The sequence below is a fragment of the Bordetella tumbae genome, from assembly GCF_054780995.1.
In genome coordinates, this window is sequence record NZ_BAAGVG010000018.1 from 547,520 (window position 1) to 573,331 (window position 25,812).

General features: G+C 58.0%; 21 protein-coding genes. 17 read left to right on the top strand and 4 right to left on the bottom strand.

The genetic code is table 11. The features are described 5' to 3' along the window. The 6 genes from ACYVI2_RS17365 (at position 1) to ACYVI2_RS17390 (ending at position 9,477) form a co-directional block, all read left to right on the top strand. A complete protein-coding gene (locus ACYVI2_RS17365; RefSeq protein ID WP_460490340.1) occupies positions 1–1,677 on the top strand; it encodes a GMC family oxidoreductase in 1,677 nt (558 codons plus the stop codon). A gap of 56 nt (positions 1,678–1,733) precedes the next feature. Then, positions 1,734–3,116 (top strand): MFS transporter, encoded by a 1,383-nt coding sequence (locus ACYVI2_RS17370; RefSeq protein ID WP_415815829.1) that lies wholly within the window; start codon positions 1,734–1,736, stop codon positions 3,114–3,116. A 22-nt stretch (positions 3,117–3,138) separates the two neighbouring features. Next, the gene (locus tag ACYVI2_RS17375; RefSeq protein WP_415815831.1) at positions 3,139–4,338 is read left to right on the top strand and encodes an alpha-hydroxy acid oxidase; all 1,200 of its coding nucleotides are present in this window, start codon (positions 3,139–3,141) and stop codon (positions 4,336–4,338) included. A gap of 16 nt (positions 4,339–4,354) precedes the next feature. After that, positions 4,355–6,040, top strand: a complete 1,686-nt coding sequence (locus tag ACYVI2_RS17380; protein ID WP_415815833.1) for a thiamine pyrophosphate-binding protein — start codon at positions 4,355–4,357, stop codon at positions 6,038–6,040. A 332-nt stretch (positions 6,041–6,372) separates the two neighbouring features. Further along, positions 6,373–8,706, top strand: a complete 2,334-nt coding sequence (locus ACYVI2_RS17385; protein ID WP_415815835.1) for a catecholate siderophore receptor Fiu — start codon at positions 6,373–6,375, stop codon at positions 8,704–8,706. A gap of 90 nt (positions 8,707–8,796) precedes the next feature. After that, positions 8,797–9,477 carry a Fe2+-dependent dioxygenase gene (locus ACYVI2_RS17390; protein WP_415816500.1) on the top strand — a complete coding sequence of 227 codons (681 nt, stop codon included), beginning with the start codon at positions 8,797–8,799 and terminating at the stop codon, positions 9,475–9,477. Here the strand turns inward: ACYVI2_RS17390 and ACYVI2_RS17395 are convergent. Further along, positions 9,444–10,352: a LysR substrate-binding domain-containing protein gene (locus ACYVI2_RS17395; RefSeq protein ID WP_415815837.1), complete on the bottom strand. Its 909-nt coding sequence runs from the start codon at positions 10,350–10,352 to the stop codon at positions 9,444–9,446. The genes ACYVI2_RS17390 and ACYVI2_RS17395 overlap by 34 nt on opposite strands. A gap of 155 nt (positions 10,353–10,507) precedes the next feature. On the opposite strand from ACYVI2_RS17395, the gene ACYVI2_RS17400 reads away from it, so the two are divergent. The 5 genes from ACYVI2_RS17400 to ACYVI2_RS17420 all read left to right on the top strand — a co-directional run bounded on the left by ACYVI2_RS17400 (position 10,508) and on the right by ACYVI2_RS17420 (position 16,149). Next, entirely contained in the window at positions 10,508–11,377 is an 870-nt protein-coding gene (locus ACYVI2_RS17400; RefSeq protein ID WP_415815839.1) for an HpcH/HpaI aldolase/citrate lyase family protein, read from the top strand. Between the two features lie 36 nt (positions 11,378–11,413). Then, entirely contained in the window at positions 11,414–12,595 is a 1,182-nt protein-coding gene (locus ACYVI2_RS17405) for a CaiB/BaiF CoA transferase family protein (protein ID WP_415815840.1), read from the top strand. Positions 12,596–12,686: 91 nt separating this feature from the next. Further along, positions 12,687–13,679, top strand: a complete 993-nt coding sequence (locus ACYVI2_RS17410) for a Bug family tripartite tricarboxylate transporter substrate binding protein (RefSeq protein ID WP_415815842.1) — start codon at positions 12,687–12,689, stop codon at positions 13,677–13,679. 37 nt (positions 13,680–13,716) lie between these two features. Then, positions 13,717–15,411: an amidase gene (locus tag ACYVI2_RS17415; RefSeq protein ID WP_415815844.1), complete on the top strand. Its 1,695-nt coding sequence runs from the start codon at positions 13,717–13,719 to the stop codon at positions 15,409–15,411. Between the two features lie 42 nt (positions 15,412–15,453). Next, positions 15,454–16,149, top strand: coding sequence for an isochorismatase family protein (locus ACYVI2_RS17420; protein WP_415815846.1), 696 nt, complete (start codon positions 15,454–15,456; stop codon positions 16,147–16,149). Positions 16,150–16,168: 19 nt separating this feature from the next. Here ACYVI2_RS17420 and ACYVI2_RS17425 read toward each other — a convergent pair whose 3' ends face one another. Next, complete coding sequence (locus ACYVI2_RS17425) at positions 16,169–17,137, bottom strand: Bug family tripartite tricarboxylate transporter substrate binding protein (RefSeq protein ID WP_415815848.1); 969 nt, start codon at positions 17,135–17,137, stop codon at positions 16,169–16,171. Between the two features lie 120 nt (positions 17,138–17,257). Continuing rightward, positions 17,258–18,235 carry a LysR substrate-binding domain-containing protein gene (locus tag ACYVI2_RS17430; protein ID WP_415815850.1) on the bottom strand — a complete coding sequence of 326 codons (978 nt, stop codon included), beginning with the start codon at positions 18,233–18,235 and terminating at the stop codon, positions 17,258–17,260. Between the two features lie 95 nt (positions 18,236–18,330). On the opposite strand from ACYVI2_RS17430, the gene ACYVI2_RS17435 reads away from it, so the two are divergent. The 4 genes from ACYVI2_RS17435 to ACYVI2_RS17450 all read left to right on the top strand — a co-directional run bounded on the left by ACYVI2_RS17435 (position 18,331) and on the right by ACYVI2_RS17450 (position 22,624). After that, positions 18,331–19,176, top strand: a complete 846-nt coding sequence (locus tag ACYVI2_RS17435) for a fumarylacetoacetate hydrolase family protein (RefSeq protein WP_415815852.1) — start codon at positions 18,331–18,333, stop codon at positions 19,174–19,176. A 107-nt stretch (positions 19,177–19,283) separates the two neighbouring features. After that, positions 19,284–20,036, top strand: a complete 753-nt coding sequence (locus tag ACYVI2_RS17440) for an SDR family NAD(P)-dependent oxidoreductase (protein ID WP_415815854.1) — start codon at positions 19,284–19,286, stop codon at positions 20,034–20,036. Between the two features lie 31 nt (positions 20,037–20,067). Further along, positions 20,068–21,405: an MFS transporter gene (locus ACYVI2_RS17445; RefSeq protein WP_415815856.1), complete on the top strand. Its 1,338-nt coding sequence runs from the start codon at positions 20,068–20,070 to the stop codon at positions 21,403–21,405. A 193-nt stretch (positions 21,406–21,598) separates the two neighbouring features. Further along, positions 21,599–22,624, top strand: coding sequence for a Bug family tripartite tricarboxylate transporter substrate binding protein (locus ACYVI2_RS17450; protein WP_415815858.1), 1,026 nt, complete (start codon positions 21,599–21,601; stop codon positions 22,622–22,624). Between the two features lie 66 nt (positions 22,625–22,690). Here the strand turns inward: ACYVI2_RS17450 and ACYVI2_RS17455 are convergent, their stop codons facing one another. Further along, positions 22,691–23,614, bottom strand: coding sequence for a LysR family transcriptional regulator (locus ACYVI2_RS17455; protein ID WP_415815860.1), 924 nt, complete (start codon positions 23,612–23,614; stop codon positions 22,691–22,693). Between the two features lie 115 nt (positions 23,615–23,729). Between ACYVI2_RS17455 and ACYVI2_RS17460 the strand changes: the two genes are divergently transcribed. Continuing rightward, entirely contained in the window at positions 23,730–24,413 is a 684-nt protein-coding gene (locus ACYVI2_RS17460; protein WP_415815862.1) for an RraA family protein, read from the top strand. 11 nt (positions 24,414–24,424) lie between these two features. Continuing rightward, the gene (locus ACYVI2_RS17465; RefSeq protein ID WP_415815864.1) at positions 24,425–25,807 is read left to right on the top strand and encodes an amidase; all 1,383 of its coding nucleotides are present in this window, start codon (positions 24,425–24,427) and stop codon (positions 25,805–25,807) included. The last annotated feature ends 5 nt before the right edge of the window (positions 25,808–25,812 follow it).

Genomic DNA, 25,812 nt, shown 5'->3' on the forward strand with positions numbered 1-25,812 from the left:
ATGGGCGAGTTCGATTATGTGATTGTGGGCGGCGGTTCGGCCGGTTGCGTATTGGCTCGCCGGTTATCAGAGCGCCCCGATTGCCGTGTCGCCTTGATCGAAGCCGGCGAAGACACGCCGCCCGGCGCCGAGCCGGCTGAGATTCTGGATAGCTATCCCATGCCGGTGTTCTGCGGCGATCGTTGGATCTGGCCTGAATTGACTGCTGCTGCGACTCGCGATGCAACACGCCGAGTCTATGAACAAGGGCGCGTGATGGGCGGCGGCTCCAGCATCAACGTCCAGTCAGCCAATCGCGGCCTGCCGCGTGATTATGACGGCTGGGCGCAAGACGGTGCGCAAGGATGGGCGTGGGACGACGTGCTTCCCTACTTTCGCAAACTGGAGCGTGATCTGGATTTTCCCGATCATCCTTTGCATGGCGGTGACGGCCCCATTGCGATACGCCGCATAGCGCCGGCTCAGTGGCCGCCATTTTGCGAGGCTTTTGCCAAAGGCCTGCGCAGTCAGGGCCTGCCGCTGATGCAGGATCAGAATGCGGAATTCGGGGATGGATTTTTTCCGGGCGCGTTTTCCAATGAAAATGACCGCCGTGTCTCGGCGGCCGCAGGCTATCTGGATGAGGCCACGCGGTGCCGTCCCAATTTGCAGATATATGCCAAGACCCAGGTTCTGCGTTTGTTGATGGAGGGCGTCAGGGCCAATGGCGTAATCGCGCGGGATGCTGCCGGACAGCGTTTTACCTTGCGGGCACGCGAGGTCATTGTCTGCGCCGGTGCGCTGCAGTCCCCGGTCTTGTTGATGCATGCGGGTATCGGCGACGCTGAGAGCCTGACGCGCTTGGGTATTTCCAGCACGGTGCATCTACCTGGGGTCGGTCGGCAACTACAAGATCATCCCTCACTGACGTTCTGCCATTTTCTTGCCCCGCAATTTCGTGTGCCGCTGGCGCGCCGGCGCGCCAGCATGATGGCTGCACGCGTGAGTTCGGGCGTTGCCGGTTGCGAGGACTCCGATCTTTACTTATCGAGCGCAACGCGAGCTGCCTGGCATGCGCTGGGCAATCGCCTGGGCTTGTTTTTTCTATGGTGCAACCGGCCCTATTCGCGTGGCCAGCTCGCACTGACGTCGCCAGATCCCCAAGTGCCTCCCCGAGTCGATCTGAACCTGTTGGACGATCCTCGCGACGTGGCGCGCTTGATCCAGGGGGTGCGCTTGCTGGCCAACACGGTCCAGGCCAGCGGCCTGGGGCAGGACGAACGCGATTTCTTTCCCGCCGCTTTTTCGCCGCGAGTCAAAGCGCTCAGCCGTTATACCCCGGCCAATGAGCGCTTGACCCGTGTGTTGGGCCTCGCGCTCGATGCTCCTGCACCGTTGCGCCGGGCGCTGATCAGCCGTTCATTCAACGGCGGACGCAAGATGTCGGACCTGCTGGGCAATGAGCAGGAGCTGGCTGCTTTCATCCGCCGCCAGGTGTTCGGCGTGTGGCATGCCAGCGGCACGTGCCGCATGGGATTGGCTACTGACGCTCGCGCCGTGACCGATAACCAAGGCCGAGTGCATGGCACGCAGGGGCTGCGCGTCGTCGATGCGTCATTGATGCCGCGTTTGCCGTCGGCCAATACCAGTATTCCAACCATTATGATCGCCGAAAAGATCGCCGACGCAATCCGCTGAAGGCACATAGAAAAAATTTTCGTCGCCACGAATCCAATTATCCGAAGGAGCAAGAAATGTCGACAAGCGTGCAGCAGCCTGCATCGCAGAGCGGGGCAGGCAACAACAGGCAAGTGGCGGGAGCCGTGATCGCCTCTTGCATGGGGTGGGCCCTCGATCTGTTTGATCTTTTTGTCTTGTTGTATGTGGCGCCGGTAGTGGGACGCCTGTTCTTCCCCTCGGAGCACGCCATGCTGTCTTTAGCTGCCGTGTATGCCTCTTTTGCTGTGACATTATTGATGCGGCCATTGGGGTCAGCATGGTTCGGTTCCTATGCGGACCGAAAGGGACGCAAAGGCGCCATGATCGTGGCCGTGGTGGGTGTCGGTTTCTCCACCGCTGCATTCGGCCTGTTGCCGACGGTGGCTCAGGTGGGTCTTTTGGCGCCGGTATTGTTCATTGTGTTGCGGTTGGTGCAAGGCGTTTTTGTCGGCGGCGTGGTCGCATCGACGCATACGATCGGTACGGAGTCGGTTGCGCCTCGCTATCGCGGCGCGGTGTCGGGCTTGGTCGGCGGCGGCGGCGCGGGTATTGGTGCGCTGTTGGCGTCTCTCGTCTATATGGCGATGTCGCACATCTTTCCGGGAGATCAGTTTGATGTCTGGGGATGGCGCTGCATGTTCTTCACGGGCATCATCAGTTCGGTATTGGGCCTGTTTATTTTCAATCGCCTCGAGGAATCCCCGTTGTGGAAAAAGGTGGCTGCCGAGAAAGCTGCGCGCGCGCAGCAGGCCCGTCACGATGTCACGGCAGGCACTGTGCGATCACCCGTGCGCACGCTGTTTTCCAGTGAATACCGTTCGGTGCTGTTCGTCAATTTGCTGTTGACCATCGGTGGCGGCAGCGGCTATTACCTCACCTCGGGCTATTTGCCGACCTTTCTCAAAGTCGTCAATCAGGCGCCCAGTGATGTCGCCGCCAACATCCTGATGGCATGCTCTGCAATCGTGGTGGTGGTGTCGATCATTGTGGGTCATTTGAGTACGTTCATAGGCCGCAAGCGTGCATTCCTGGCCGTCGGCGTGCTGCAGATCTTTGGTTTGCCTGCCCTATATTCCGCGATGCACACGGCGCAAACGCCTATGGAGTTAGGGGTCTATGCCGTGCTATTGGCCGGATTGGGGTGCGCCAGCTTTGCGCCTATCCTGATTTTCCTGAACGAACGCTTTCCGACATCGATTCGCGCCACCGGTACCGGCCTGTCGTGGAATATCGGTTTTGCGATAGGCGGCATGATGCCGACATTCGTTTCGCTGGTTGCGGCCACGCCTGCTGATTTGCCCTCGACCCTGGGCATATTCGCCGGCGCCATCAGTGTACTGTTTGTCATCGGTGCGTTGATCATCCCCGAGACCGTGGGCCGGCTGGAGCACGCTACGCCCACCCAGGCAAAGGCTTGACATGTGGTGCAGGCCCGCGGCATTGTCCATTGCAGATCTGCAGCGTGCCGCCCAGCGGCGCCTGCCTCCCAGTATTTACGGCTATGTGCATGGCGGTAGCGAAGATCAAACCGCCATGCAGGCCAATCGTGATGCGTTTTCCCGTTGGCGATTTTTGCCCCGGCCGCTGGTCAACGTTTCACAGCGGCGCTTTGGCGTCACCTTGTTTGGCCGGCGATACAACGCCGCTTTGGGGATCAGCCCTATGGGCGTTGCCGGCTTGTGCGCTTTCGAAGGAGACCTGGCGCTGGCTCGTGCATCATATGAAGCGGGGATTCCGTTTGTATTGAGTGCCGCCTCTACGACGCCATTGGAAAAAGTGGTCCAGGCGAATCCGGACATGTGGTACCAAGGCTATTTGCCTGCCGATCACCACGTCATTGAGCCGTTGTTGCATCGAGTATGGAACGCAGGCGTCAAGGTGCTGGTAGTGACGGTAGATGTTCCCATTGCCTCGGCGCGTGAGAACGAATTGCGCAATGGCTTCAGCATTCCACTCCGGCTATCGCCGCGCCTGGTCTTTGGCGGCATGATTCGGCCTCACTGGCTGATGTCGACCTTTGCGCAAACACTGGTAAAGCGCGGCATCCCGCATTTCGAGAATTTCACCGCACAACGTGGCGGCCCCATCATCGCCGCTGCCAAAGGCGATCACAGAGCTGGCCGTGCTGCGATGAGCTGGAATGATATTGCCTTGATCCGGGATCGTTGGCCGGGCACGTTGTTGGTGAAGGGAATCTTGCGTGCGCAGGATGCTCAGCGTGCTCGTACGTTGGGCTTGGATGGGATATTTGTATCCAACCATGGGGGACGCCAGTTGGATGGTGCCGTTGCCCCGTTGGACGCGCTGCCGGAAATTGTGGCCTCCGCACCGGGGCTGACTGTCTTGCTCGATGGCGGCGTGCGCCGCGGCACAGATGTGCTGAAGGCGGTGGCGCTGGGCGCGCATGCCGCGTTCATTGGCCGCCCCGCCATGTATGGGTTGGCAGCCGACGGGCAGAGAGGCGTCGCTCAAGCATTGGCCTTGTTGACCCGCGAAATTGATGTAGACCTTGCGCTGTTGGGGTGTCCCGATATCGCTGATTTGAATCCAGCCTATTTGTGCCGTGCTGACCTGCCTGTAAGCACCGAGCCGACGCAACTGAATGCATTGACGCCTGGCGTTGCGGCGACGGCTTTTTAAAAATTAAGGAAATACTATGAATGTTCCTGCCAGCGAAACCGTATCCCGTACGGGCGGACAAGTTTTGGTTGATAGTCTGCGGATTCACGGCGTAGACACGGCGTTTTGCGTGCCAGGGGAAAGCTTCCTCGCCGCTATCGATGCATTCTATGAACGCCAGGACGCGATGCAATTGGTCGTTTGTCGCCAGGAAGGGGGCGCTGCCCATATGGCAGAGGCCTACGGCAAACTCACTGGCCGTCCTGGCATTTGCTTTGTGACGCGCGGGCCGGGGGCGACCAATGCCAGCATCGGTATTCACACTGCCCGGCAGGACTCCACACCGTTGATCGTCTTTGTCGGGCAGGTAGCGCGAGATTGTTTCGGACGCGAGGCGTGGCAGGAAATCGATTATCGCCACATGTTCGGCCATATTGCCAAATGGGTCGAGCAGATCGACGACCCGCGCCGTATTCCAGAATACATTAGCCGAGCCTTTCATATCGCCATGTCGGGGCGGCCGGGGCCCGTGGTGTTGGCGTTACCTGAGGACATGTTGGCAGAACAGGTCGTGGTGGCGGACGCGCCCGCCTATCGTTTGGCGCAGGCGGCTCCTTCTGCGCAAGCGATGACTGAACTCAATGCCATGCTGATGCGCGCACAGCGACCTCTCGTGCTGTTGGGCGGCGGCGGCTGGACGGCCGAGGCCAGCACACAAGTCGCCACGTTTGCTCAGGCTTTTCAACTGCCTGTCGCCTGCGCATTTCGCCGCCAGGATCTGATCGACAATTGCCACGATCGTTATATTGGCGAAGCCGGACTGGGCATGGATGCCAAGCTGGCCAAACGTATCGTCGATGCGGACTTGGTGCTTGCCATCGGCCCGAGATTGGGTGAGACCACGACAAACGGCTATGCCTTGTTTGAGGTGCCACGGCCGCGCCAGCGGCTCATCCATGTCCATGCCGATGCTGAGGAACTGGGCCGCGTCTATCAAGCAGATCTGGCCATCAACTCCGGCATGGAGCCTTTTGCCATGCAATTGGCGCAGTTGCCTGCCCCTGTCGATTGCCGCTGGTCATCCTGGGCGGAGGACGCTCGCGCGGATTATCTGCGCAATCTCGAGCCTACGCCCATGCCGGGCGACGTGAACCTGGCAGAAGCCGTCAAGTATCTGCGCGATACCTTGCCCGCAGATAGCATCATTACAAACGGTGCAGGCAACTACACCCTTTGGGTGCAACGCTTTTATCAGTATCGCGGTATACGTACCCAACTGGCGCCTACCAGCGGAACCATGGGCTACGGGGTGCCGGCAGCTATCGCGGCCAAACTGTGCCATCCAGAACGGACGGTGGTTTGCTTTGCCGGAGACGGGTGCTTTCTCATGAACGGCCAAGAGATGGCGACAGCGGTGCAGTATGGCCTGAACGTGATCTTTATCGTGGTCAACAACGCCATGTATGGCAGCATTCGCATGCACCAGGAACGCCACTACCCGGGGCGAGTGTGCGCCACGGATTTGCATAATCCGGATTTCGTGACCTTGGCGCAAGCCTATGGCGTTGCGGGCGAGCGCGTCGAGCGCACCGAGGATTTTGCCGCCGCGTTTGAGCGGGCACAGGGGGCAGGACGGCCGGCGCTGATTGAGCTGTGCATCAGTCAGGATGCCATTTCGCCTCGTACGACTCTGACAGCTTTGCGGGCTCAGTCGCAAAAGTAGAAGCCCCTGCGAGGGCTTTCGTCTGGCGAATTAGCGCTCGAAAAGCCCTCGGACGTCCTCTTTTTTTCAAGCCATATATGTCAATACATGTCGATGTTTCATTTTGAAGTCATCGAATATGTGTTCATTTTGGGCGACGTTTAAGAGAAATAGGCAATTTAAGGCGCTTTGCAGCCATGTTTGGCTTGCGTCGCCGTATTACAACGTTTCAGCCGTTGTTCAGATTAATGTAAATCATTTTTATTTAGCATTCGATTCGCTGTTCGATGTAATCCATAGTAACGGCCGCGCCCTCAGGCACGGACGGGTCGTCTATTCCCACGAGAAGCCGAATGCAATACATAAAAAACCGAAAATGCGCTCCGGTGCGTCCGTTGAGCCAGGGCTCCCTAGCGGGCAGCGCTGCCGCCTCTGTCCTGGCGACGCTCATGCTGAGCCAACCGGGCGCCGCCATGGCCCAGACCGCGGGGTCTGACGTCAAGACGCTGTCCCCTGTGAAAGTCATTGGTGAAGACACCAATTCCTACAAAGCCAACAAACTCGAGTCCGCAAAATTCACTCAACCGCTGGTCGATACGACGCAGACAGTGCAGGTGGTGACCGAGCAGATGATGAAGGACCAGCAGGCCACGACGCTGACCGAGGCCATGCGCAACGTCGCGGGCGCCGGTACGTTCTACGCAGGCGAGAACGGTAATACCTCGACGGGCGATGCGATTTATCTACGTGGATTTGATACGTCTAACAGCATCTACGTCGATGGCATTCGCGATATTTCCAGCACGGCTCGAGATATGTTCAATACCGAGGCTGTGGAGGTGATCAAGGGGCCGTCCGGTTCGGACTATGGCCGTAGCGCGCCCAGCGGCTCGATCAACCTGGTCAGCAAGCAGCCTCGATTGGATAACAGCTTTGATGCGAGCATTGGCATCGGTAGCGCACGGTACAAGCGAGGGACGATCGACTGGAATCAAGCAATTGGCGAGACGTCTGCGTTCCGTTTGAACGTCATGGGGTTAGATACCGATGTTGCTGGCCGTGACGAAGTCCAGAACAAGCGCTGGGGTATCGCGCCGTCGCTTGCTTTTGGTCTGGGCACGGATACTCGCGTCTATATAGATTTCCTGCACGTCAAACAAAACAATGTGCCTGATGGTGGTGTTGTGACAATAGGCTTGCCTGGCTATCACTCACCGGGTGGCGCAATGTCATTTTTGGAGGAGGCCGACAAGGTAGATACGAATAATTTCTACGGTACCCAGTCGGATCACGATGACGCGACGACAGATATGGCAACGTTGCGTTTGGAGCACGACATTAATGACAACGTGACGGTGCGCAATGTGACGCGTTGGTCGCGGACCAAGCAAAACTATCTGTTGACGTCTTTTATGGCGGGCGGCACGAGCGGTACGCCGCCCACGCCTAACGTAATCGGCGATCCGAATGATCCGTCTACCTGGGAGATGTACCGGTCGGCGAACCTGAAGAATTCCAACAATCGTATTTGGACCAATCAAACTAACCTAACCGCCAAATTTAATACGGGTTCGTTCAAGCACGATCTGAGCACGGGTTTCGAGTTTACAAGTGAAATGCAGGACAATTTCGGAATGACGTCTCCGACGTATCCGAAGGTCAATATTTATCATCCGGATAACAGCATTCACGCCGAAGGTATTCACAATAACGGCGCAGATGCCCACGGCAAGACTGACACATTTGCCGTCTATGCTTTTGATACCGTCGAATTGACTGATAAGTGGCAAATCAATGGCGGCATCCGTCTAGATCACTACCGCACGAAATACGATAGCGCCACCGCATGCGGCGGCTCGGGCCGTACCGCGGTGGCGTGCAACGGCGCCCCGACGGGTACGCCCATTACCACGGTCGATGAGCGTATTTCCGGCAACCTCGTGAACTGGAAACTCGGTGCTCTGTATCGCGTCGCGCCTAACGGCAACGTCTACGTGAACTATGGTGTATCGCAGCAGCCTCCCGGTGGATCGAACTTTCAGCTGGCCGCCGAAGGCAGCGGCAATAGCGCCAACCGCATTGACTTCGCGCCGCAAAAAGCCAAGACGGCCGAGTTGGGTACTAAATGGGAGCTCTTTGATCGTCAACTGCTGCTCAGTGCTGCCTTGTTCCGCACCGAAGTCGACAACGAAGTCCAGCAAGACGTCGATGGCACCTACAGCCAGACCGCCAAGAAGCGAGTACAAGGCCTGGAGTTGGGCGCCAGCGGTCAGATCACAGACAACTGGTCGGTGAGCGCGGGCTACACGATTCAGAATGCGACAGTCGAAGACGGTCCCTCGGTGACCAACAACGGCTCGAACAACCTGACCTACACACCGAAACACGCTTTTTCGATGTGGAGCACGTATCGCTTGCCCGGCGGCTTTACCTTGGGCGGCGGCGCGCGCTATATCGGCAGCATGGAGCGCGGCTCCGACGGCGCCGTGGGCACGCCGGAATACGTTCGTTCGTATTGGGTCTTTGACGCCATGGCGGGCTATGAGGTCAACAAGAACCTGGATTTCCAGTTCAACGTCTACAATCTCTTTAACAAAGAGTACGTTGCGGCGATCAACAAGAGCGGCTACCGCTATTTCCCCGGCGCACCGCGTACGGTATTGCTGACGGCCAACATCCATTTCTGATTCGCGCAGGCGGATGTTGAACGCCGCCGCGGCGGGTGGAACTACGGTTCTGCCTGTTGCGGCGGTTATTGCATTCTTAGCGGGACATTCATCATGCTGCATATTCCCCAGATCCTGACACAGGATGAGGTTCGAGACATGCGTCGCCGTCTGGACGCGGCCGAATGGGTGGATGGCCGCGCCACCGTCGGCAGCCAAGGCGCTAACGTCAAACGCAATCGCCAATTGGCCGAATCGTCCGATCTGGCTCGAGAGCTGGGTGAGACTGTATTGCGTGCTTTAGCCCGCAACCCGCTGTATTTTGCGGCCGCGTTGCCGCTGCGCACCGTGCCGCCGTTGTTCAATCGTTACGAGTCTGCAGAAACCTACGGCTTTCATGTCGATGGTGCGGTGCGCAGTTTCCCGGCGGCGCCGGGCTGGTTGCGCACCGACTTGTCGGCAACGCTGTTTCTGTGTGACCCCGATGACTATGAGGGCGGCGAACTTGTCGTGAAAGACACGTACGGCGAACATCTCGTCAAGCTGCCCGCCGGCGACATGATCCTGTATCCCGCCAACAGCCTGCATTGCGTCACTCCCGTGACCCAAGGAGCACGCGTAGCATCGTTCTTCTGGATTCAGAGCATGATCCGTGAACATAACCGGCGGCAGATGCTGTTCGAACTCGATCAGACCATTCAGCAACTGCGTACTCAGTTAGGGGAAAACGAGCAGACGCTATCGCTGACGAATTGCTATCACAATTTGTTGAGGGAGTGGACTGAGCTTTGAGCCTCCCGCTTGTAGACTCGCACCGCGGCGTCCAGAAAGGCTTCTATCAAACGCAGGCGCGGTGATGACCGGAGCCAGATCAATCCAAATCGGCGCGGTTTGCATGGTGTTTTCAACGGAATTCCGACAACGTTCAGGCCGTTCTGCCATTGATGCCACGCGCTAGGTACGATCGACACGCCGAGGTCTTTGTGCACCAGGCGGGTGATGGCTTCGGTCGAGGCGAGTTCGAATCGCTCTTTGGGGACGATGCTGTTCTGGCGCAGATAAGTCTCGATCTGTTGGCCCGCCCAGCTTTCGCGGTGATAGCGGATGAATGGTTCCCGCTCCAGCAACAAGTGCGGGTCAGCACCCTCATGCTTGCGCGAGGCAATCAGGACGAAAGGCTCATCGCAAAGCAAATGCCACCCCATGACCTTTGACGGCGTAAAGGATGGCTCGATGGCGATCGCTGCATCCAATGTGCCTCGTTCGACTTGGGTGTGAAAGTCGGGGGACTGCCCGGACATGATCCGTACTCGGATCTCGGGATATTGGCTGCTCAGCGCTTCGAGAATGTCGGGGATCTTGCCTGCCAGGACGGTATTGCCTGTTCCGAGGCTGAGTTCGCCTCTGAGTTCGTCAGTATTGGCCAACGCCGCCAAGGAGTCGACTTCGTCGATGATTTTCTGCGAGGCGTCCAGAATCCGATGAGCCGCCTGAGTGAGATGCACGACTTTGCCTGCGCGGCGTACCAGCTCGACGCCCAGGTCGCTCTCTAGTGTGCGTATCTGCTGGGCAATTGCGCCATGTGTCAGGTTCAACCGTCGAGCGGCCTCTGCCATGGAGCCGTAGCGATGAACGGCCAGCAGCGTATGTAGTAGTTTGGTGTTCATCCGTTGCGCGACGGCTCGGTTCGGGGCAGGAGAAATCCCCTTCTCTTCAAAAGGAGGGCAAAAGATAGGATAGCTATCTTTTGATCATGCTGGCAAGCGCCCTAAAACCATCGGCGTCCCGATAGCATGAATGCTCATGGATATGAGAGGGACCTATGCGCAGCAAGTTATTTGTACCTGCTTCCCGGCCTGAGCTATTCGCCAAGGCGCTCAAGAGCGCGGCGGACGCGATCTGTTTTGACCTCGAGGATGCCGTACTGGAAAGCAAGAAGGCGTACGCGCGGGAATGCCTGGCGAGTTTCTTCAGTACTGATGAATTTCACTCGCTGCGTCACGAAGGCAAGAAGAGCGTCATCGTTCGCGTCAACGCGCTTGAAACAGGCCATACTGAAAACGACCTCATTGTGGCCTGCGTCGCGGGGGTCGATATCCTCAACATTCCAAAAACCGATACGGTCGAAGATGTACTTCGTTTCACTGCCATGTTGGATGCGCGCGCCGAACAGACGGCCCGAGCGGGAGAGAAACTCGGCATCCGTGTGCTGGCGAACATCGAAACCCCTCGGGCCCTCTTGAATGCGGCCGAGATCGCAGCGGCTCATCCACAGGTCTGGGGGCTTCAGTTGGGACTGGGAGACTTGTTCGAGCCTTTGGGCATCACCCGCGAGGACGCCCAGAATGTCCATGCGGTGATGATGCAGATGCGCATCGGGGCTGGAGCCGCAGGCAAGATTGCCTACGACACGGCCTACACCAATGTCGCCAATGCCGAAGGCTATAGGCAGGAAGCCTGGCGGGCACGCCAAGTGGGATTCCTGGGCAAGACGTGTATCCATCCCAATCAAGTCGCCATTGCCAACGACGTTTTCAGCCCTACCGAGGCGGAGATCCGCTGGGCCGCGAAAGTGGTGGAATCGGCCGAGCAGAACGACGTCAACGGCGCCTACATGCTGGAGGGGAAGATGATCGACGGCCCATTCATTGAGCGTGCGCGGGTCATTCTCGCGCAATCCGGCGGCCAGTGAGCATAAGGCAACTCGTTGTAGAGGATCGTTGTGAATATGTCTATGACTAAAAGCTTTCCGTTATCCGGCTTCAAAGTGTTGGACCTCAGTGCGTACATCGCCGGGCCGTATGGCTGCAATCTCCTGGCGGACATGGGCGCCGAGATCATCAAGGTCGAGCCCCCAGAGGGCGACAATCTGCGCAAGTATCCTTCGACGCTTTTGGGTGAAAGCCGTGCTTTCCTGGGTGTGAATAGGGGAAAGCGAGGCGTTTGTCTCGACTTGAAGAGTGCATTCGGCTACGACGTCTTTCTGCGCCTGGTCAAGCAGGCCGATGTAATTGTCCATAATTTTCGGCCATCGGTTCCCCCGCGCTTGCGTATCGACTACGACACGTTGCGCGCCCACAATCCAAAGCTCATCTATTGTTCGTTGACGGGCTATGGCCAAAGCGGGCCGTTGGCGAACCGGGCGGGATATGACCAAGTACTGCAGGCGAGAACCGGTATTTGTTCGTCGCAGGGAACCCCGGATGATCCCAAGATTGTCTATGGTTCAGTCGTGGATTACTACGGGGCCGCCATGTTGGCCAACGGTGTGACGGCGGCGTTGTTGCATCGCGAACGCACCGGAGAAGGCCAACACGTTGCGGTGTCGCTATTGGGCAGCGCTTTGGCCATGCAGGCGGCCAGATTGGTCGTGGCCGAGAACGAGCCGCGCAGCATCAACCGCGATATGAGATCGGGCGGCATTACGGGGATTCATCCCACTCGCGCCGGACATCTATACATTTCCGCGAACACGCCGCATTTCTGGCGATCACTGTGCACCTTGGTCGGCCAACCGGCACTGGCGGACGATGAGCGCTATGACTCTGTCAAGAAACGTGCGGCTCACGTGGACGAATTGCTTCCCATACTGCGCGAGGCCCTGTTGAATCGGACGGCCGACGAATGGGAAGTGCTTTTCGGCGATCAGGTGCCATGCTCTGTTGTCCGGAACGTCGAGGACGTTTTTGAGGATGCTCAAGTGCTGGAGCAAGGGTTTGTCGGTGAGCATCAGCATCCCGCTCTGGGGGCGTATAAAACCATTGCCAATCCGATTTCGTTTGGAGCTGCAGGCAGTCGGCGCGAGCTTCGTAGCGCTCCTGGCTTGGGCGAGCACACGAACGCGATTCTGCGAGAACTGGGGTATTCAGATAGCGAGATCGAATCCGGCAATGGCAATCAGTCAGACTGACCTCCGGCGATACGAGGTGTCCGCCGCGATGTAAACGGAGCAGTATTTACTTCCATCCATGTTGTTGGTATTACCTTGCTAGGAGTCCAGCATGTCCAAGCGCCGTACCCTGAAAATACTATCGAGTTTTGTGTTGACTGGCACCTTGGGTGCAGCCGCCGGGCTGCCGGTCAGCAGTGTGGCGGCCGCTGCGGATTGGCCGCAACGGCCTGTCCGGCTGATCGTTCCGTTTGCGCCGGGCGGCAGTAACGATGTCATTGCCCGCAAGCTGGCCGACAGCATGAGCAAAAACACTGGCCAGTCGTTCATCGTCGAGAACAAAGGCGGCGCGGGCGGTGTGGTGGGATCAGGTTACGTGGCGACGTCTGCTCCGGACGGCTATACGTTCCTGTTTGTCTCCGGCTCTCTCGCAACCTCGGCGGCAGTCCAAAAGACACCGTACGATCCCAAGACGGCATTTGATGCCGTGTCCATGGTGGCGAGTGCGCCGTTCGTCGTGCTGACGCGCAAGGACTTCCCGGCAAAGGACATGAAAGGGCTGCTCGCCTACGCCAAGGAACACCCTGGCCAGATCAATTTTGGCAGCGCGGGTCTGGGGGATAGCTCCCAGATGGCGACAGAGTTGCTCGCCAATAAGGCAGGCGTAAAAATGCAAACCGTGGGCTACAAGGGTATCTCGCCTGCTCAACTCGACCTGGTCGCCGGCCGGTTGGACATGATCATTACCACCATGGCATCGATCAACGGGACGCCGACAGATCAGCTGCCCAAGCTTGCTTTCACAGGGGCCGAGCGCGAGCCGGACTACCCCGATATTCCGACCGTAAAAGAGGCAACGGGGCTGGATTACGTGGTTAATGTATGGTGGGGAGTCTTTGCGCCAAAGGGCGTGGATGGTGCGATCCGGGATCGGCTGAATGCCGAAATCAAAAAGGCCATCTCCACCGAGGAGTTTGCCAAGTTTCTTCATACAGCAGGCGCGCGTCCGCAATCCTCGACACCTGAGGAGTTGCAAAAATTGCTCGAATCCGACGTGGATCAATGGACTGAAACGGCACAAGCCGCAGGCATACGTCCGCAGTAAATCTGCTTTTGGATATTCCGACTTTATTGGAGCGGCGATGACTACAGAATCAAGGGGCGGGGAGAAGCAGGGAATGGAGAGCGTCAAGCAAGCTATCACACAGTACCTGGTGGCTAGTACTGCGCACATGCATGGAACTCCCTCCCGCACCGATCCAGCAATAGTCGCGTCGGAAGTAGAGCGCTTGAACTCCTCGGTCCGAGCGAGTGTGAGTGAGGGCATCAGTCCGTACGGCCAGCCGGCAGATTTCCAGATAGCACAGCTGCGGGCGAGCGATTCCAGCAATGCATTACAGCGAAAAGCGGATGGCCATGGATCCCGATCCCCCCAGGCTGTCGAAGGTCCGAGGGGTTTACCGGCGGGCCAGTATTTGACCCTGGCACAAGCGATACAGAAAATGGAAAACGGCGAACTTAACGCCGAGACATTGACTGCACAGAGTATCGCCCGCGCCACTGAGAGCCAACCGTCCCTGAACGCTTTCATCGAAATCTGGGCCGATCGCGCGATGGCTCAGGCCCGAGCCGCCGATGCAGAGCGTGCGCAGGGGAAAATCCGCGGCCCGTTGCACGGAATCCCGCTGGCACACAAAGACTGTTTTGAAATCGAAGGGCATGCCGCGACCATAGGCTCTCGGGCACGCCCCGCTGTCACCGCCTCGCGTGACGCCCATGTTATCCAGCGCTTAAAGGCGGCAGGGGCTGTCACAATAGGCGCATTGAATTTGAACGAGATGGTCGCAGGTCCGACGGGGCAGAATCCCTCGTTCGGCGACTGCTGCAATGCCCTGGATCCAGCGCGAATCTCCGGCGGTTCATCCAGCGGGTCAGGGTCGGCCGTAGCGTCGGGGGCGGTTTTCGCGTCTCTGGGTAGCGACACCGGCGGCTCGATACGGTTGCCTGCATCCGTGCAAGGGTTGTTCGGATTGAAACCGACTTATGGCCGTATCTCGCGCAGTGGATGTTTTCCCCGCGCCTATTCATTGGACTGCGTCGGTCCATTGGCGCGGACCGCAGAAGACTGCGCCATCATTTTGCAGGCGGTGGCAGGACACGATCAAGAAGATCCCTCTTCCTTGAATGCGGTGGTTCCCGATTATCCCGCTTTGCTGGACATTGCTGCGGAGAAGAGCCGAATCGCTATCTTGACTCTAGACGGCGCCGAGGCCTGTGATCCGGAAATCGATTCGGTCTTCCGCACTTTCGTCGGCCATGTCGAACATCTCTTTGGCACTGTGAGCGCCGTGGATTTTCCGCAACTCTCAGCCTGCTATGCCATGGGTGACGTCATTTCCAAGGTCGAGGCAGCGACGTTGCACGGCCAATGGATGCGAAGCCATGCCGACGCCTATTCTCAGGCGGTGTATTCCCGAACAGAGCCAGGACTGCATGTGCCTGCTGTACGGTATCTGGAAGCCATGATGGTTCGCGCGCGGATACTGCGGGAATTCCTGGACGGTCCGATGGCGAACGTGGATCTGATCCTGTGTCCGACTGTCCCCATCCCTGTCCCGTTGCGTACCGACGCAGATATGGAAAAAGCGGGCAGTGTGTTCAATGTCGTGAGCGCCATCACTCGGCTCACTCGACCGTTCAGTTATTTAGGCGTGCCGGTACTGACCATGCCTGTGGGGCGAGATGCGAACGGCATGCCGGTTGGAGTCCAGGTCATCGGCCGGCCGCTGGCCGAGGCCAGGTTGTTATCGTTTGCGCATCAGATGTCTGTTGCCTGAGCCAGCATCTGGCGCACAATTTACTTGATATGGCGTAGAGCAATGAACAGCAAACCGTGGGAAAAATATCTGGTTGACAGTGACAGGGCCGTTCTGGAGCGTGGCCGCTTCGCCCGCCGCATGGGCTACGGCGAAAAGCCGGCTGTCGTCGTTATTGACGCGCAGCGCTATATGGTCGGCGAAGAAGGCAACGACCAGGCATGGCCCTCCAGCTGCGGCGCTATTGGCCGTGAGGCAGTACGCCAGATTCAGCGCGTAGTCGAGCAGGCACAGAAAAGCGACGTGCCGTGCTTTTTCACTACCTTTGAGCTCGACCCCAATGGGAACGATATTGGGGTATACGGCCGTAAGCGCGATTTGCTCGACAGTGAGCATTGGTGTTTGGCTGGCACCTTGGGCGCGGAGCTTGTTCCCGAGTTGAAACCGGGAAAGAACGACGTCACGTTTGTCAAAAAGAAGCCCAGCGGGTTCCATGGAACGCCGCTGCTGGGCTATCTCGTCGAACGAAAAATCGATACAGTGATCGTCGTAGGTGGGGCCACCAGCAACTGCATCCGAGCGACCGTGTTCGATTCGTCTTCCTACAATTTCCGCACCATCGTTCCTCACGAGGCTGTCTTTGATCGCATTGCGATTTCGCATGCGATCAGTCTCTTTGACATGGACAGACAGTTTGCGGATGTCGTTGCTGTTGATGATCTCATCCCGTATTTGCAGGAGATTGACCGCTCTCGCTAAGTGGACGCTGAGTGCCGTATCAATCAGGCTGCATATGTGCAGCCTTTACCACCTTGCCCAATCGCACACGCTCGTCCTGAGTAAATTTGGTGAACTCTGCGCGGTCCATCGTGCCGGGTACGATGCTGCTCGCGTTCAATGTATCCAGGACCTCTTTGGATTGAGAGGCCTTGCGAACGGCGGCATTCACTTTATCCAGGATTTCTGGCGGCGTACCGGTGCGGGCGTACAGGCCTTCCCAGTGGCCGATACGTATATTGGGGAATCCTAGCTCCGCAGTGGTCTTGATCTCGGGTGCCGATGGCATTTTGTCCCAGGTCGTGGCCAGCGCTTTGAGTTTGCCCGCCTTGATCAGCGGCAACGTCACGATACTGGCTTCGGACGTCATATCAGTCTGGCCGCCGACGACAGCGGTGACGCCTTCCGAGCCGCTCTTGTACGGAATTTGCTGCACGTTGAGACCCGTCTCCAGCTTGACCATGGCGCCGACAAAATCCGGCGTGCTGCCCATGCCTGCTGTAGAGAAGGTAATGCGTTGATCCGCTGCTTTCTTCGCACGTTCGACCAGATCCTTCAGATCGGCCGCCGGATTGGACGGGTTTGCAACGATGACGGAGGGGACGATGGACAACAAGGCTACCGGCTCGATTTCCTCGTCTTTATACGGTTGGTCCGAGCGTATCAGACTGTTGGTGACGGTGCCGTTGGAGGCTGCCAAAAACGTATAGCCATCAGGTGGCGTACGCGCCACATAGGCTGCACCAACGATGCCGCCTGCTCCTGCGCGGTTCTCGACGATGACATTGGCTTTGAGATCGTTGGCGATCTGCTTGGCATATAGCCGGGCCACCAGATCGTTGGCACCTCCCGGAGAAAATGGGACAACGATGGTGATCGGCTTGCTGGGCCATGTGTCTGCGGCGTGCGCATTCAATGTGCATAGGGCAATCGCCGATAGGGCGAATGTGCCAAGAATTCTGCTAGGCATGATGTCTCCTTGATGTTCAGAGCGGTGTCGCACCTGCCTAGGATGCCTAGAAATGCTGAATACAAGCTGATAGTGAGATTTTGGGCCGGGTTTTACCATTCGGTATCGTGAGACTCGGCATCAGTCTTGGGTCGACCGTGGCGCATGCATCCGTATGAATTCACATAATCGATGCACCGTCGGCGTTTGCGTAAAGCCAGCGCGCATCACGATGCCATAAGGCTCGGCCGTGGATTTGATCTTCAGGTTCAGCCGCCGCAATGTCTTGGATTGTTCGAAAAAATCGATGGTTTCGCCCGAGAACAGCGCAATGATCTCGTTGCTTTTATGCAGCAACAACGCGGTGGCGAACGTCGACGATGTTTCGATGAAGCTGCGTATGGCGACATTCTGGCTCGCGGCTTCACGCTCCAGCAACGTACGCAAGGGCATATGGCCAGGAAACAGGATCCACGGGTATTGGGCGGCTTGCGCCAACGTGACGGTTTCCGCATTGGCCAAGGGGTGAGAGGGGGATGCCGCGACTCCCACGACCTCGTCGCACAGCCACTCAAAATGAAACGAACCCGGATGCGTTGCAACGGATGTCCGGCACAGCGCCATATCGATGGCGCCGCTCTGCAATTGTTCCAGCAGGTGTGCGCTCGTGTCTTCATACAGATCAATGCGCACCGTAGGATAGGCTCGGCGAAAGGCGACCAGCGCGTCGGCCAGCACGGCAGCCAATGCGCCCGCGACTGTCCCGACGGCGATGCGCAGGCCGCCGCCACGCGACAGCGAGCCCAGCTCATCATGCATGTGCGCCAGGCTCGCACACATCAAGCGTGCATGGCGAATCGCGCAGCGGCCCATATCCGTTGCCAGCAGCCCCTGAGGGGAACGGGCAAACAGCGTCGCGCCGATGGCGTCTTCGATTTCCTTCAGCGCTTTGCTCACTCCTGGCTGAGACATGTGCAACAACTCTGCCGCCCGATGGACAGAGCCCATGTCTTCGATCGCGATCAGAAGCTTCAGCTGTCGAAATTTCAGGCGGGAGCCGATTTCATGCAGGCTCGCCAATTCGGGTAAACACTGATGGGGTTTGTCCGGAGATTCCATTTTGTATTTTGAGTCCACCAACTCGCATAACGATAGCGCACTGCGGGGAGATAGACTGCTGCAGGTTCAAATTTTGCATCAACCAGGAGACAAGAATGAAGCTGTTGCGCTATGGTCTGCCGGGCCGCGAGGCCCCCGGTGTGTTGGACGCCCAAGGGCAGATCCGCGATATTTCCAGCCTGACCCAGGACGTAGACGGCGCTTTTCTCGCCAGCGACGCTTTCCGCGCACTGCAGAAAACCGACCTGAGCCAATTGCCCTTGGTCTCCGGCCAGCCGCGTCTGGGCCCCTGCGTGGGCGCGATCGGCAAATTCGTCTGCATCGGCCTGAATTACGCGGACCATGCCGCAGAATCCGGCATGCCCATCCCCGCTGAGCCAGTCGTATTCAACAAATGGACTTCGGCCATTGTCGGCCCGAACGATGACGTCAAGATTCCGCGCGGATCTGAAAAGACCGACTGGGAGGTCGAGCTGGGCGTGGTGATCGGAAAAACCGCTTCCTATATCGAGGAAGCCGACGCCTACGACTATGTGGCGGGTTACTGCGTCGTGAACGATGTGTCCGAGCGGGCCTATCAGATCGAGCGTGGCGGTACCTGGGACAAGGGCAAGGGTTGCGACACATTCGGCCCTACCGGCCCGTGGCTCGTGACCAAGGACGAAGTGCCTGATCCCCACAATCTGAAACTCTGGCTCGAAGTCGATGGCAAACGCTACCAGGACGGCAATACCTCGACCATGATTTTCAATGTTCCTCAGATCGTCGCGTATCTCAGCCGGTTCATGACGTTGAATCCAGGTGATGTGATTTCCACAGGCACCCCTCCCGGCGTAGGCATGGGTATCAAGCCCGAGCCCGTGTATCTGCGCGCTGGGCAAACCATGCGTCTGGGTATTGACGGCCTGGGCGAACAACAACAGAAAGTCGTCGCGGCTTGACGTACGCGACGAAGACAACCCCCACGTGATGTGCGCGGCAGGCTAGTCCCGAAAGGGAGCTTGCGCGCATGTAGGGGGTGGTTCGGCGATAAAAATGGAGACTTAAAATGAATCAGTACGACCTGAAAGGCCGTGTAGCCGTGGTTACCGGCGGTGCACAAGGCATTGGCTACGCAGTTACCCAACGGCTGTTGGCTGGCGGCGCCAAAGTCGCGATCTGGGACATCGACGATGCGGTGTTGAACCAGGCAAAGCAGACCTTGGGTGCGGGCGAGAATGTCCTGACCGTCAAGGTCGATATTGCGGATCTGGCAGTCGTGCAGTCAGCTGCCGAAACGACCGCAGCCACGCTGGGCGCTGTCGATATCCTCGTCAATAGTGCCGGCATCGCCGGAGCCAACGCGACCGTTGTTGACTACCCTGAGGCAGAATGGCATAGGGTGATGAATATCAATTTGAACGGCACCTTTAACGTCAACAAAGCACTGGTGCCCGGCATGATCGCCCGCAATTATGGACGTATCGTGAACGTGGCATCGATCGCGGGTAAAGAAGGCAACCCCAATGCTTCTGCCTACAGCGCATCCAAAGCCGGTGTGATTGCGCTGACAAAAAGCCTGGGCAAGGAAACTGCTGGCAAGAATATCGCCGTCAACGCAGTGACCCCCGCTGCGGCCAGAACCCGGATTTTCGAGCAGATGTCGCAGCAGCATATCGACTACATGCTGTCGAAAATCCCTCGCAATCGATTCGTCGAAGTCGACGAGATCGCCTCCATGATTGCATGGCTGGTCAGCGAGGAAAACTCCTTTACCACTGGCGCCGTGTTCGATCTATCTGGCGGCAGGGCGACATACTGAACTCGATAAATAAAAACAGAGGAGACACTCCATGAGCTACACCGCGCCTGTCGGTGGTATGCCGGCGTCCGCGTCTTTGCCTGCGACGACAGCCGAGAGCATTTATAGCAAGGTCTTTTGGCGGTTCATCCCGCTGCTGGTGATCTGCTGGGTCATCGCCTATCTGGATCGCGTCAATATCAGTTTTGCCAAGCTGCAGATGCAAAGCGAGCTGGGCCTGTCCGATGCGGCCTATGGTCTGGGTGCCAGTATTTTCTTCATTGGGTATTTCTTATTTGAAGTGCCCAGCAACATGATTCTGCATCGAGTCGGCGCACGCATATGGATCATGCGCATCATGGTGACATGGGGACTGGCCTCAGCCAGTGCCATGTTCGTGACAACGGAACTCGGGTTCTACGTGACGCGCTTTCTGGTCGGTGCCTTAGAGGCTGGCTTCGTCCCGGGGGCGCTGTATTTCTTTACCAAGTGGTTCCCGGCAGACCGGCGCGCACGTATTAATACGATCTTTATGTCCGGTATCGCCTTTTGCGGCATCATCGGCGGCCCGATTTCGGGCGGCATCATGAAGTTCACCGACGGCAGTCTGGGACTGTCTGGATGGCAATGGCTGTTCTTGCTAGAGGGGCTGCCTGCGGTCATTCTGGGTTTGATCGTGTGGAAATACCTGGATGACGAGGTACACGATGCCAAATGGCTGACCGAGGCCGAGAAAACCACCTGGAAAGCCCAGATCGATCGCGATGCAAAAACCGCCGAAACGCATAACTTTGGCGCGGCCTTGCGCGAGCCGGCGACGTATGTGCTGTCAGTGGTGTATCTGTGCCTGGCTGGCGCGATTTATGGCCTGGTGTTCTGGATCCCCCAGTTGATCAAAACGGCCGGCACCCAAGACCCCTTTGTCATAGGCATGATTTCGTCCATCCCCTATATCGTTGCAGGGATCTCCATGATCCTGCTGGGCAAAAACTCCGATCGCACCGGTGAGCGGCGTTGGCACCTGGCGCTGACGACCTTGGCAGGTGGCGTAGGGTACTTCATCAGCGGGCTATACAGCGATAACACGGTTGCGTTGCTGATCGGATTGACCATTGCCGCCACCGGCATTATTTCGGCCATCGGTCTTTTCTGGGTGTTCCCGCAACGTTTCCTGGGTGGGATGGCTGCCGCAGGCGGTATTGCCTTGATCAACTCCATTGGTCAATTGGGTGGCGTGATCACGCCGTACATGGTCGGCAAAATCAAAGACGTGACAGGCCAGACGACCTGGGGGTTGTACGCGATTGCTACGGCATGTGTGGTGGCCACCGTCATCATCGCCTGGGGATTGCCGAAGCGTTTCTATCAGCGTTCGGTTACGCCTCAATAGGCAGATTTGCTCACGCTTTGGATTGGACCCACGAGGCCGCATGAGACCGGCTTTCGTGGGGGACGCGACATCGCGCATGATAAGAAAAATCTCTCAATACCCGGACCATTTGTGATTACTTCGTCCGAGTGATCGCGTGCTAATTTTCCCTTGCAGTTCAACGACTAATTCTTAATGCAAGGGAATCACATTCATGAGCGCTGTTCACAGCAAGCGGCATTTTTTGTCGTCGTCCACGCGCCGCCGGATCCTTCTGGCGGCGTCCGTATCCGTATTATGTGCTGGCTTGTTCGGGCATGGGCAGGCTTACGCTGCAAGTGATTTCCCGGCCGATAAGCCGATCAACCTGGTGGTGCCTTTTCCGGCGGGCGGTGGCACGGATTTTATTGGCCGTTTGCTCGCATCCGAGCTTGGGAAAATCCTGCAGACCACCGTGGTGGTTGAAAACAAGGGCGGCGCCAATAGCAACATCGGCACCGCCTATGTGGCACAGGCCAAGCCCGACGGTTATACATTATTGCTATCGGGCGTAGGGATTGCGACCAATCAGTCCTTGTATAGCAAACTGCCATATGGACTGGATCAACTCGATCAGATCGCGATCCTGGCCTACGGGGCGGACGTGCTCGTGACCGCGCCTAATTTTCCGGCAAAAACGTTTGCCGAATTTCTGGAAATGGTGCGCAAGGAACCGGGAAAATATTCCTATGCTTCGTCAGGCAACGGCACCTCGGGTCACCTGGGTATGGAGATGCTCAAGATGCGTGCCAACCTGGATATGATGCATGTGCCCTACAACGGCGGCTCTGCGGCGATCAACGATGTGTTGGCGGGGCGAGTGGATACTTTGTTCTTGAACCAGGACACCGTACTGCCACACGTGCGAGCTGGCAAGCTGCGCGCATTGGCTATCGGCAGCACCGAGCGCAATCCTGTTTACCCGGACACGCCCACATTGGCCGAAAGCGGGCTGCCAGGATTCTCGTCAGAGTATTGGTTCGGCCTGAGTGCACCGGCGGGTTTGCCAGACGACGTTTTTCAGAAACTATTCGAGGCGACACGTACGGCGATGCAGTCCCCTGAAATCAACGAAAAGCTCGGCGCTGTCGGTTTGGTGATTCCGACGTTAACGGACCGGAATCAATACTCCAAGCTGGTCAATAGCGAAGTTGAAAAATGGGGAAAAGTCGTTCGCGCTTCGGGCGCGAGGATTGATTGAGCAGTACTGCTTGCTGCAGGAATCACACATTGCTCCACGATGAACTGACATGGCGGAGCAATGTGGTCAGCCGTTCTGATTCGAATCGTGGTCTGGCGTCAGGAAATTCAATCGCGTCAACGTATCGCGCGTAATATCAACCACAGAATCGATGTGTGCCCCATGTGAGGCCGTCAGGTACGAAATATAAAAGCGGGCAGGCGGAATCGGCGGATCGCAGGGAAGGGCTTGCAACATGCCCATGGCTAGCATGTCATGCAACAGTGGCACCGGCAGGATGCCAATGGCATGGCCCGCACCGATCAGACGAGAGATGAGGGCCAGCGAATTCGTCGTGCTGAGTCCCGCCATATCCACGCCACCGGAGGACAGCCATCCCTCCACCACGGTATACAACGTAGAGGGCGGCGAATGAGTCGCGATATGGTGCCCGCGCACATGTTCCGGGCGGAACGGTTCGGCATTGATACGCAGAGAAGGTGACGCCACCCAATAAAAAGGCATCCAGCCTATGAAAATGTCGCTGACGTCGTCACCTGTCGCGGGATTTGTGAGCAGCGCCATGTCCAATTCGCCGGCATTGAGTTTGCTGTTCAGCACTGAGCCGACATCCACGGTCATTTCCAGGGCCAGCGAAGGATAGTGTTCTTTGAGTTGTGCGATGACGGCGGTCAGGCCGACATTTGCGGAACACTCATCGGCCCCCAAGCGCAATTTTCCACCGAGCGTGCGGTCCTTTCCAAAGTGCTCCAACTGCCGGCTGCTGTGCAGCGTGGTTTCGGCATGGCGCAGGGCGGACTGTCCCACATCGGTCAACGTAATGCGTTGGCGTGACCGATCGAACAACTGCACGTCCAGAGTGTTTTCCAGTTCTCTGATGCGCGCGGAGACGGCCGGCTGAGTGACGTGCAGGTGCCGTGCGGCGGCATGAATGCTCCCGAGTTTGGCCGCCCAGTAGAACGCCTCGATCTGACTAAGGGTTATCCGCATGATAAGAATTTGTTGTCAAAGTAGGCCGAAATTTTGATTATTTGGTGCTGATAGCCACGTGCTACCTTTTTATTCATCGGGTTTTCGCCCTTTTCCATTGTAGTGAAACAAGTCGATGTATCAGATCAATCCGTTGCCCGAGCAGGTGGCGCCCGAGGATTTGGCGCTATTGCTGCAGGCCGAGCCGGCCACGATTGGGCACTTTCAGGCTAGTGGTATTTTGCGCGCGGATATCCGCGCGCATCAGCAGGACACGCGTGTAGCAGGGACGGCCGTGACGGTGCGTATGCCCGGTGTTGATGGCGGCATTTTGCACTACGCGATGGGGTGCGTGCGCCCTGGGGATGTGTTGGTGATTGATCGTTGCGGTGAGTCCGTGACGGCGGCACTCGGAGGTGCCATGGCGTTCGCGGCACGTCAGGCTGGTGTGGCGGCGATCATCGTCGACGGATTGGTCACGGATCTGGGAGAGCTGCGTCAACACGGGGTGCCCGTGTGGTCAAAGGGCCCTTCGGCCGTGACGACCCGTGTGCTGGGGATAGAGGGCGCATTCTGCGACACGATCAGCTGCGGAGGTGTCACTACGCAGCCGGGCGACGCGGTGCTGGCAGACGAAAACGGCGTCCTGATCCTGCGTCCGCATGCCTTGCGCGCTGCCGCCCAGCGCGCCGTTGCATTTCAGTTGCAGGAGCAGACCACTCTGACTCGTCTGCGTAGTGGCGAGAAATTTCCCGACGTCGTGGGCTCGCGCGCCGTGCTGGATCAAGCCATTGCCGCAGCCACCGCCGCACAACATTAACGAGATCAGTCATGAGTATTGACTTGAATGTAGCCAAACTGGCGCAGCGTATTGAACGTCGCGAGATCAGCGTCGAATCCGTGGTGCAAGCCTATCTGTCGCGCATCGATGCATTAGACGGCTGGCTGCACGCGTATGTCGATGTCTATGCCGACGAGGCGCTGGATGCTGCTCGCGCGGCAGACTTGCAGTTGCGCGCGGGCGTCTATCTGGGGCCTCTGCACGGTGTGCCGATCGCGCTCAAGGACATCATCGACATTGCCGGTCGCCCGACGACGATAGGTTCGCCGATTCATGCGCAGAATGTCGCGCAAAAATCCGCACGATTAGTCCAGCAATTGCGCCGAGCGGGCGCCATTGTGTTGGGAAAAACGCATATGGTGCAGTTCGCGATGGGCGCTTGGGGGCCCAACGAGCACATGGGCACGCCGCGTAATCCTTGGGATGACGAAGTGCATCGTATTCCCGGCGGCTCGAGCAGTGGCTCGGCCGTGGCGGTCGCAGGCCGTCTGGCACCTGTGGCGATCGGCACGGATACTGGCGGCTCAGTGCGTGTGCCGGCCAGCTATTGCGGCATTACGGGATTCAAACCCACCGTGGGCCGTGTTGCGACCGATGGTGTCGTGACCTTGAGTCATACCCTGGATAGCGTGGGTGTGTTTGCACATAGCGCAGCCGATGCGCGTGTTGTGTTTGACTGTTTGGCTCCGGCACGGCCTGGGGAATGGGTTGAGCCCCTGGCCGCGTTACGGTTAGGTGTGGAGGGTTTGACATTAGGTCGCTTGCCCGACGCTTTTCTGGTGGACGTTCAGCCTGGCGTCCGCCAGGCCTACGAAGACGCGCTAGGCGTGTTTCAGTCATTAGGGGCAAAAATCGTCGTCGTGACGCCGCCCGCCAGCCTCGATCAATTCAAGGCTGTCACAGGCGACATCATGATGACGGAGGGTGTTTTCTCGTTTGAACGCGAGATCACGGACCTCGATTTACCCGTAGACAGTTCGGTCCGCCCGCGCCTGCTCGCTGGGCTGGAGGTGTCTGCCGTACGTTATCTGGCGGCATTGCGCGAACGTGATCGGCTCCAGGCCGACATGTTGCGGCGACTGCATGGTATTGCGGGGTTACTCACGCCCACCACGCTGACCACTGCCGTAGCCCTGACGTCTGTGGATCACGGCCAGGCGCCTGTACAGTACACCCGCATCGGCAACTTGCTGCAGCTGTGCGGCGTCTCCGTGCCCAATGGCCGTGACGAGGCCGGCTTGCCCACAGGTTTGCAAATATTGTGTCCCGGCGGTGACGACCGATTGGCATTGTTCCTGGCCGAGACTTATCAACATCACACCGATTGGCATTTAGCCAGGGCGGAGCCGCAGCCTCCGGAGACGGCTCGCTGATTTGG